This window comes from bacterium, assembly GCA_019695335.1.
Lineage (GTDB): Bacteria > CLD3 > CLD3 > SB21 > SB21 > JABWBZ01.
Window position 1 is genome coordinate 1 of record JAIBAF010000093.1, and the last position, 9,902, is coordinate 9,902.

Sequence of the window (9,902 nt, forward strand, 5' to 3'; positions counted from 1 at the left end):
AGAATTGAAATATTGCCTACCGATGCGCCAAGGACTTTTCGGATTCCTATTTCCCGCGTTCGCTGATGCACCGTAAACATGATCAACCCGAGCAAACCTGAACTGGCCACACCGATGGCGAGCAATGAAAAGAACCCAAACGTGATGCCAAATCGTTCATCGGCTTTGTATTGCATATCAAAAAAATCATCGAGAAAAAAATAATTGAACGCATCTGCTGGAAAAAGGTCGGTATAAATTTTTTGAATGCCTGCAATAGACGCAGGTAACTGATCGGCGCTCAATTGTATTGAAAAATAGCGATATTCAGAATCGATGAGTTTATAGATCATCGGCTCGAACGGTTTTTGAAGTCCCCGTTGATGGACATTCTCCACAACGCCTGCAATGGTCAACGTATCGGAAAACCAGGTCAACTTCCGATTGATCGCCTCTTGTTCATGAACAATATCCAGAACGCGAAGCGCTTCACGATTGACTAAAACGGATCGTGCATCGGAAAATTTTTTTGAGAATGCCCGACCGGCAACTACCGGTATATTATAATTCTTCAGAAAATCTTCATCGATCCGCGTCGTAAACACCGTGTTTGTTTTGTCCGACCCCAACAGTCTGACCGGCGTCGCCCATGGATCCTGATCACCGGGGACATGCATAGACGCAGAACTTCCCCACACGGAAGCTATGGAACGAAGCGCTGTTTTAAATCGCTCGGCTTTAATACTTTGATCGGGCGATTGTGAACCGGTTGAGCGAATGATCAACGTCTGATTTTTTTCAAAACCGAGCGATTGGTTGCGCATAAAAGTAATTTGTTGATAGACGATCAGCGTCGCCGCGATCATCGCCATCGCCGCACCAAATTGAAACGTAAGTAATCCTTTACGCAAAAAAATTCCAACCGGCGAATTCTTAAACCGCCCTTTGAGAATGGTCGCAGGCTGGAAGCTTGATAAGATCATGGCCGGATAGATACTACTCACGCCGCTACCAACAATCAGAAATAACAAGACCAAACCCCAAAATAATTCATTGCCTGTGAATTCCGTTCCGATCCCTAACCATGACGCTATAGGCGGATAAGTAATTTCTACAACAAACAAAGCCAGGAAAAAAGCGGCGGCATTTAAAACCAGCGATTCAACAATAAATTGTTTTAATAAATCCGTTCTCGTGGCTCCGGCCGTTTTCCTGATTCCGACTTCTTTGGCACGTTCCGTTGCACGGGCTGTCGTAAGATTAATATAATTGATCCATCCGATGCTCAATACAAATAAACCAACTAATGCCAGAATATTGACCATCGTTGCATTGCCTTCAGGTGCAACTTCAAAAAGAAACCCCGATTTCAAATGAATCTCTCCAACCGGTCTCATGATCCACTCTTCCGTCATGTTACGCTGACGTAAACGTTCACCGCGATATTGGTCGATCAATTTTTTCAGCTTGGTTTGGACGCTCGTGAAATCAGCATTGGATTTGAGTTTTACATAGGTGTGGAAGTCCGCCCATGACCAGCTTTCTTCCGCTTGGATGATATCCGGTTCCGCCGTGATGCGCGTATACGTTTTATACGAAAATAAAATATCCATCGGAAAGTGCGTATGATTGACCCGATCGCGAAATACTCCGCGGACTTGATATGCTTCCAGAATATTGATTCCCATGGTACCCGAAGAAAGTTGGATGGTTTTTCCAACCACATCAATAGAACCAAAATATTTCCTGGCAACCGATTCGGAAATGATAGCCGTCGCCGGTTCTTCGATCACATGACGCTGATCACCTGCGATCATGTGAAGCCCGAAAATTTCAGGAATTGAGGCGTCCGCGTGATAAATTTTCGGCTCAACAAATTTCTGATCGCCGACAAGAATAACTCCTTCAGCGACGACCAGACGACCAACCGATTCGATTTCTGGAATTTCAGACTTAACCGCCGGAGCGACTGCCGGATAAATTGACGTATAGTTCGTTTTCAAAATATTATCCTGATACCGACGTAAACTGATTTTATAAACGCGTTCATGATCGGGTATCATCTGATCATACGTATATTCAAACCAAACATATTGCAGAATGAATAATGAAACGGCCATACCGACCGTCAATCCCAAAACGTTAATCAATGAATAGGTCCTGTGCTTAATAATATTGCGAAGCGATGTACGAAAATAATTAGCTAACATGCATCCGATCCTTTCTGACAAATATCATGACGTTACAATGAGTCGAAATACTCGCTCATTTTTTTTCTGACAACCTGATCAGGCAATTTTCCAAAAGCCGCCATCATATTATCTTTCAAATGTTGCGGCTTGGATGTTCCTGCTATCGCACAAGTAACAGCCGGATGTGAAATGATGTATTTGAGGAAATACTGGCCCCAACTTGTTATACCCAATTCACTTGCCCACTGCGGCAAAGGTTTGTTTTTTGCGGCCTGGAAAAGCGAGCCGCCGGCAAACGGACGATTGATCAAAACAGCGACACCACGATCTTGTGCCGTCTGCAAAAGACTCCTTTCGGCATCGCGCTCACCGAGTGAGTAATTGAACTGAACGAAATCAACCGGTTCGCTTTTGAGAATTTTTTCTAATTCGCTGTAAGCCGACGCCGTATAATGGGTGATGCCGATATAACGGATCTTTCCCGCGTCTTTCCATTCCCGTAAAACCGGAAGATGCGTTTTCCAGTCCAATACATTATGAATCTGCATCAGATCAATGACCGATCGCCGAAGCTTTTTCATCGATTCCATCATTTGGATTTTGCCTTCATCCTTACCCGATGTCCAGACTTTGGTGGCGTAGAAAAACGATTCTGCTGTCCCGGTCATCACAGTCAGATCGCCGACGACTTCTTCGGAATTTCCATACATCGGAGACGAATCAATGACACGCCCCCCGATCGATCGCATGGTTGTCAGAACATCCTTGAGAGGCTGTCGTTCCGATTCCGATGAGCCGACATCAAACGTTTGCCATGTTCCAAGACCGATCACCGGCAATTTTTCATTCGTTGAAGGAATCAGTCGTTGGATCATACCGTCGGCGAACAAGGACGGAAATTTCATCGATCCGGTCAATACACCGGCGCAACTCATTCCGGTGATTTTCAGTATTTCACGCCGTGTAAACATTTAATCTCCTTATAAAGACCTGTGATGGTTGAATAAAGTATGAAACTCATCATAAACAAAAGCCTCAAAAAAAATTACACATCCAACGACTGGATATCTATTGGATTAATTAATTCGAAACTGAAAATGGCAAATTAAAACTAAGAATTGGAAAAATTGGCGTGACGTAATCGGAATTCTGATGGAGTGATTTTAGTGATTTTTTTGAAAGCAGTATTAAACGAAGATAACGAATTAAATCCGCAGTCGTATGCAATGCTGACAATTTTATCGCTCTGAGATTTCGGATCGACCAATAGCGATTGCGCTTCTTTGATTCTGAACGCATTCACAAATTCAGTAAAGTTTTGTTTCAATATCGTATTCAAACTATAAGAAATAACATGGCTGGGAAGCGAAGACAATTCGGATAAACGCGGCAAATTGAATGCTGAATCGAAATAAGGTTTTTGCGATTGCATGATTGCTGTGAGGCGATCACAATACGCTTTTGCCATAGACTCGGTAATATTTAGATTTTTATATTTTGCTGCCGGCAGATTCAGAAAGACAGGGCGTTGACGAAGGGCATAAAATGTAATGACGTACACGCTTCCGGCATATAACACGGGCCCGGCAAGATACGATGTCAGTCCAAAAATAAAATTGGAAAAATACGACAAACTAAATAAAGTAATACCAATCTGCAGCCGGATAAGCCAACTAAACGGAAATGCCTGATCTCTCCGATATTGCCAGATGATGATAAAACCGGCAATAACATACATAATGTTTTGAATCAGCAATGCCGTGTACCATCCGGCATACCAGAATTCAGATAACGTTAATTTCTGAATGCCGGCAAGTATCAACGCGGCAGGGATGAAATGCGTCCATGCCAGCCAATTAAGCTGCCGCTCGGGGCGTGACAACGCAAAAACGTACAGAAAAAACAGAGGTCCGATACAGGCATGTGCGGCAAAACCTAAATTGAGAACCCATAACGGCGTAGCGTCCCAATACGCCCACAGCGCTGATTTAGCAACTCTCAGGCTGAGAACAATAAAAAGCATGGCCGGCAAAATGGAATCTCTGTGGCGTTCATTTTTGACGGTCAGCACATAAACCGCAAGGAATAAACTCTGAAGAGCGCCGACCCAAACAATGATCTCGAGGACTTTTGTTAATATATCATTCACCGTAGACTGTTTATGATTGAATTGTATTTCAGTTTACTATCACCAATACTATAAGTATATAAGTACAAATTGTTAATTTGTTTTTATAAGAAATCTGCTTTATATTTATATATTGTGTATTCGCTCTATGCGATTTCTTACATACAATTCCTTAAAACTGTTAAGATTAAATTATCATTAGTTTATTTGAAGGTCATCAATGAGTAGATTTCTTTTGTACTTCTTTATGGTCTCCTTTGTTGCTTGCACAAACGGTGAATCAGAAAAAAATGGTAACAACAATGTACCTATACAACGAATTGCGTTCACAGAATTAGTAAATGGATATTTTCAAGTTTTTGTAATCAAAGATAATGGAACTCAACGAATTCAGCTTAGTTCAAGAAACAACGCTGCAGCTCGTTATCCTATCTGGACACCAGATGGAAATCGAGTTTTCTTCATACAAAATGATACGCTATGGTCCAATAATTTTAATGGAAATAATGTTCGTATTCATAAATCAGAATTCCAGATCCTTCATGGTTTTAATACTACCACGTGGCATATTCTTTTTGCTAATCACGATTCATTGTTTGTTTCAGATTCATCATTTACATATAGAACCCATGTGATGGGTGATCCAAACCAAGCAAAATGGTCAAGCGATGAAAAAAGTATTATATCAATATTACGAGGATCAGAGAACCATTCGAGCATCACATACTTAATTGTGACAAATTTAGAAAATGCTCAAATTGATACAATTGTCAAAAGTCAGTTCATAGATGATTTTTTATGGACATCTTCAGCAATTTTTTATTCTACTCTCGATACTTTATATAGAGTGGAACCATTAGATAAGTCTAAAATAAATTTGAATTTAATACAAGGGCTAAAGTCAGGACTTATTTGGAGTTCTTCAACTGATCAAATTTTTTACAAAAACAGTTATGCATCATTAACGTTTAGGAGAATTAATGGAGATGGCTCTGGTGATACAGAACTCTTCACTTTTATGAGTGGTTGCGGTGGATCCTCAATCAGCTCTGATGGCCAATCAATTGGATTAACAATTTATGCAAGCCGTAGCTACAATTTATTTATAGTGAATTCCGATGGATCAAATCTTGTTTCATTGACAACATCGGGAGATGTTGGCTTTGAAGTTAGTTTGTCACCATAATAGAGCCAGTTATTCTACTTGATCACTTCTTCCTCCGCCTTCTCATCCCAATCCCGTGCATAGTGCTTATGCGAAGCATCGTAGATTTTTCCACTCCCTTTTTTGATTTTGTAATGCGACACGGTGCTATAGGAATCGACTTCGATCGCATAATAATCGGACTTTTCAATGATCGTCATTTGAGTATCATCCGGTAGTTTCCCGTCTGGAATGTCGCCGATTTCATTGTCATTGTTAATGGCATTCAAAACAAATTCTATCGCTTTGCGTGCATTTTTTGTCGGTTTGAAAAATTGATACTCTTCGAAATCTTTTAATTCTTTATCGTTTTCGATCGGACCGGTACCAAGCGAGTTTTCCGTCAGATTGACGCTCATGTCGTAAATGAAGGCGCTTTTACGAGGAACAAATTGAATGGCATTATCAAAGATAACCCATAACGAGCCCCGGCTGATTTTGACACGAATCCGGTCAAATAAATCAGTTTTGAAATCAGGATAACTATTCTTAGCACGCGCCGCAGCGATGGCGATCAATGAATCGCGACCGAGCGCTTTGAGTTCGTCCAGAGTCATTTTTTTTGACTGTCCATAAATTGATGCAGTCAGGCTAATTCCAATGATGAAAATGAATAGTTTCATACTCACCCTTTGATTAATGACCTCCAAAGCAACCGCATTCATTATTCATGAAGCTTTGAGTGTGTTCATGCCACGGAAATGATGCATTATATTTATTATTCTCCCAATAAAACTTAGAGCGCTTGATGTCATAATTTCCGATTTCATTCAACGTCTCAGTATCGTATAAATGACCGTTGATCATTGTATAATGGACAGTCTCAGAGTTATGAATATCGTCTAACGGATTTTTATCTAAGATAATCATATCGGCTAATTTGCCCTTTTCTATTGAACCAAGGTCTTTGTCCAATCCAAGATATTGAGCGCCGTTAATTGTTGCGGCATGGAGTGTTTGCATGGCACTTAAACCGCCTTGCGCCAGCATCCATAATTCCCAATGCACACCGAGACCTTGCAATTGTCCGTGAGCGCCGAGATTAATTTTTACTCCTGCATCGGCAAGCTTTTTACAAGATTGAGACACTAAGATATGCCCATTGGTGTATTCGCCTTCGGGGATCATGGTGCGATGGCGCGAACGCGCGTCGATGATGGCACGCGGAGTAAAACGTAACAAACGGTCTTTTTCCCAGACATTGCTGTGTTGATACCAGTAGTATTCACCGCTCACGGCGCCGTAGCTCACGATCAAAGTCGGTGTATAACCTACTTTGGTTTTCGACCACAACTGAATGACGTCATTGTAAAGCGGCGCGACGGGAATATTGTGTTCGATACCTGTATGGCCATCCAGAATCATCGAAATGTTATGGAAGAAATGCGAACCGCCTTCCGGCACGACCATCATTTCCAATTCTTTTGCCGCACGGATAATTTGTTGCCGCTGCTCGCGACGCGGTTGGTTATAACTTTTAACCGAAAACGCGCCGAAAGCTTTGGTACGTCGCACGGCTGAACGGGCATCGTCGAGCGAATTAATCACGGCTTTGAAATCACCATCGGCGCCGTACAAGATAATTCCGGTTGAAAAAATGCGCGGGCCAACCATCGTTCCTGCTTTGACCATTTCCGACTGAGAGAAAATCATTTCCGTATTCGACGATGGATCGTGTGAAGTCGTTACGCCATAAGCGAGATTGGCATAATATTGCCATTGTTTCTGCGGGCTGAGCCCGTACCGGAAATTGCCAACGTGCGCATGGGCGTCGATAATACCCGGCATAATTGTTTTGCCGCTGACATCGATGATCTTGGCATTTTTTGGAATTTCCACCTGATCTGCTTTTCCAACAGCCGTGATGCGATTGCCATCGACGATCACGACGCCGTCTTCGATCACTTCATCGCCTTTCATAGTTATAATTCGCGCTCCTTTAAGAGCCAGCATCCCCTTGGGTTTATCTGTTTTCAAAACCAAATTAATTTTGATCCCCGTGGTGTCCATCGGCCGAGTTGTATCCGCTGCGCCGTCAACAAAAGTAAAACGGTCTTTCAATTCAGTCGTGAAATATTCATCGCCCAGCGTCCAATGCAGTTTTTTACCATCCGCCGACCAATGGATATTAATTCCCGCATCGCGGCTGACTTGACTCACAGGGAAGGACTTTGTGCCGCCTTCAATTTCCACCGCCGTTCCGGTTTGAGGCATCGCGGCGATGTAAACTTTAAACAGTTCGTTAAAAGCTATCCATTTATTGTCAGGACTTGGAACAAATTGATTTGTATATTTTGAAGTAAAATGGGTGCGTACGTCCTGACCGTTCAGATCGACGCTTTTGAAAGCTTTCTTGATATCGCCGAAAAGATATCCACCAGTCTGATAAAATACGCGTTTGTCGTCGGCGCTGAATTTGGGAAATTCTCCTTCGGCAGAAATGAAAGTTGATGTTCCGCCTTTTGACGGCATCCAGTACAAACCCGGATCGGTACAAAAAGCAAACCCTTGATGATCATTGCCTTCTTCTTTTTGATAAACGATTTTCGTGCCGTCGGCAGAAAATTGAGGTGTACGATAAATACCTTTTTCTGCAGTCAATTTCACAGGCTTTGATTTAGAGCTTTTCATGTTCAATGAATACATAGCGCCCATGGCCGTATCATTCCACGTAACGTAGACAATTTCATTGCCATCCTTGGAAAAAGAAGGTTCAAATTCAAAATCATTGCTATTCGTCAGGCGAACAGGCGCACCTTCAGGTAATTCTTTTTTCCATAAATAACCAACCGCGTTAAAGACCAGAGTTTTGCCATCAGGAGACGTCACAGCGCCGCGAATAACTTTGACAGTAAATTCGTCCGGCGCAACGTTTTGTTGATAACGGACGGCATCGGTGATTTTTTGTTTCACGTTCACCGTAAACGGAATTTCGGATGCTTTCGATTTCTCGACGTCTACTTTCCAGATTTTGCCTTGCGCCCAAATAATGATCGACTGATTATCCGGCGTCCAGTTATAATTCGCATACACGCCAAAAATAGCCCACGCTTCCTGCTGATCTTTGGACAATTGATCCAACACCGGCCATTCTTCACCGGTTTTAATATCGTGAATATACAACACCGTTTTTTCACGCACACGGCGAATAAACGCTATTTTTTTTCCGTCGCGGGAAATTTGAGGGCGCGCGGCACCGCCAGGCCCGGAAATAAATGTTGTTAATTCGCCTTTTTGAAAATCATACCGGCGAATCACGTAGATTTGATTGTTAGGATCTTTGTTGTATTGAAAAGTTCCTCCGGGATACATGTCTTCGGAAAAATACAAATATCGGCCATCGGGAGAAATAACCGGCTCGCCTGCATCTTGTTGATCGTTCTTACGTTTGATCAGTTGAATTCCCTGCCCTCCGCTGATGTGATACATCCACATTTCACCGGCGCCGGCCGAACGGGTACTGGTGAAGTGTTTACGCGCAACAAGATATTGTCCGTCCGGCGTCCATACGGCATTATTGAGCAAACGAAAATCTTCTTTGGTAACTTGCCTGGCATTCGAACCGTCGCGATCCATGATCCAGATATTATCGGCGCCGCTGCGATCACTGGTAAAGGAAATTTTTCTTCCATCCGGGCTGAAGCGCGGCTGCACTTCAAATGACAAACCGCCTCGTAACAATTTTGCTTCGCCACCGGAAATCGGCATGATATAAATATCGCCAAGCATATCGAAAACGATATCTTTTCCATCAGGACTGACATCGAGATTCATCCACGTACCTTCGTTCGTGGTAAAATTAATTTCATTCAATTCATATCCCGGATTTTCAACGTCCCATTTTTTGCCGTCGTTTTGCGCAAATAAACATTGAAAAAAACCGATACTTAAAAGTAAAAGTTTTTTGTACATGACCGTTCCTCTGCTATCGTAATGTTTGATAATTGTGTTTATAAAATCGGTGAATAATCCGTCATTTCAAGAAAAAGATGAGCAAGCTTTTCCAGGCCTTTTTGATCGCTTTCATCAAAACGGGCAAGCACAGGGCTGTCCATATCCAGCACGCCGATAAACTCACCCTGTTTCATGAGTGGAATAACAATTTCTGAATTGGATGCGCTGTCGCATGCGATATGGCCGGGAAATTCATGAACATTTTTAACCAACACAGTTGTGCGTTTTTCTGCGGCAGCTCCACAAACGCCTTTGCCCACCGGGATATGCACACAAGCAGGTCTTCCTTGAAAAGGCCCAACGATCAACTCGCCGTTCCGATAAAAATAAAACCCAACCCAATTTAAATCCGGCAAAGCATAAAATAGCAATGAAGAAAAATTAGCGGCATTCGCGATCAAATCGGTTTCGCCTTCGAGAAGATGGTGCACCTGTTTTTCTAAAG

General features: G+C 42.5%; 7 protein-coding genes. 1 reads left to right on the plus strand and 6 read right to left on the minus strand.

The features are described 5' to 3' along the window. The 3 genes from K1X84_15810 to K1X84_15820 form a co-directional block, all read right to left on the minus strand. Positions 1-2,189: ABC transporter permease (locus tag K1X84_15810; protein MBX7153093.1), on the minus strand; the 2,189-nt coding region annotated here is incomplete at its 3' end. A 32-nt stretch (positions 2,190-2,221) separates the two neighbouring features. Further along, positions 2,222-3,142, minus strand: coding sequence for an aldo/keto reductase (locus K1X84_15815; protein MBX7153094.1), 921 nt, complete (start codon positions 3,140-3,142; stop codon positions 2,222-2,224). Between the two features lie 140 nt (positions 3,143-3,282). Next, entirely contained in the window at positions 3,283-4,320 is a 1,038-nt protein-coding gene (locus K1X84_15820) for a helix-turn-helix domain-containing protein (protein MBX7153095.1), read from the minus strand. A 199-nt stretch (positions 4,321-4,519) separates the two neighbouring features. On the opposite strand from K1X84_15820, the gene K1X84_15825 reads away from it, so the two are divergent. Beyond that, positions 4,520-5,485 (plus strand): DPP IV N-terminal domain-containing protein, encoded by a 966-nt coding sequence (locus K1X84_15825; protein ID MBX7153096.1) that lies wholly within the window; start codon positions 4,520-4,522, stop codon positions 5,483-5,485. Between the two features lie 14 nt (positions 5,486-5,499). Here the strand turns inward: K1X84_15825 and K1X84_15830 are convergent, their stop codons facing one another. The 3 genes from K1X84_15830 to K1X84_15840 form a co-directional block, all read right to left on the minus strand. Further along, a complete protein-coding gene (locus K1X84_15830; protein MBX7153097.1) occupies positions 5,500-6,126 on the minus strand; it encodes a hypothetical protein in 627 nt (208 codons plus the stop codon). Between the two features lie 13 nt (positions 6,127-6,139). Then, the gene (locus K1X84_15835; protein ID MBX7153098.1) at positions 6,140-9,415 is read right to left on the minus strand and encodes an amidohydrolase family protein; all 3,276 of its coding nucleotides are present in this window, start codon (positions 9,413-9,415) and stop codon (positions 6,140-6,142) included. A 38-nt stretch (positions 9,416-9,453) separates the two neighbouring features. Further along, positions 9,454-9,902, minus strand: a 449-nt coding sequence (locus tag K1X84_15840) for a GAF domain-containing protein (GenBank protein ID MBX7153099.1), incomplete at its 5' end; no start/stop codon positions are given.